At 41.7% G+C, this 643-nt stretch carries 1 protein-coding gene; it reads left to right on the plus strand.

Going from position 1 to position 643, the window contains the following annotated elements:
• The coding region (locus AW165_RS19810) for a hypothetical protein (protein WP_171254268.1) at nt 1-493 on the plus strand (493 nt) is incomplete at its 5' end.
• Between the last annotated feature and the right edge of the window lie 150 nt (nt 494-643).

The raw sequence follows: 643 nt of genomic DNA on the forward strand, positions 1-643 counted from the left end.
CGTTTGGATGTCACCGCTTCGTACTGCGCAGCACTTTCTGTCAAAATTATCTGATAAAATTGATGGCACTAGCCATGAGCTTGCAGCATCTGAATATGCACTAGGTTTAATAAACTCTAAAGCTCAAGAGGCTCTTGATGCTCCTCGCACGGAATGGATTTTGGTTGACTCGGGAGTTTTGGATTTTGAATTCAGGAATGAAAGCTTAACAAAGCGTGGTTCAGTAAAAACGTCATACTCACCAACGTCATGGCAACATGGCACCAACAAATACAAAATCATTTTGAACTCAGGCGGGGTGTTTGAAACATCAGACACGGACGGCGCATGGTGGACAGCTATAACTAAAGATATTAGAGATGTCACTAAATGGTCAGGGAGAGGCTGGGTTGAGTTTGATGTTTACACTGCAGCGAGCGGTGTTTTCGACACAGGTAAGCACACAGCAAAAATCACATCATGGGAATTGTACATACTGAAAAGTACAACATAGCACCACTATTAGTGAGGTGCGAGAGCTTGGATTTATAGCTATTGCATCTCACTTAATCCCACTAAATCCCGCTAAATCTCACATTAAAACGCTGTATATTGTTTTTATTTTTGGTCTTCCGAATTTTTATTTTTGGTCTTCCGCCGTCAA

This window comes from Acinetobacter sp. LMB-5, from assembly GCF_001541635.1.
In the GTDB taxonomy this organism is placed as follows: domain Bacteria; phylum Pseudomonadota; class Gammaproteobacteria; order Pseudomonadales; family Moraxellaceae; genus Acinetobacter; species Acinetobacter pittii.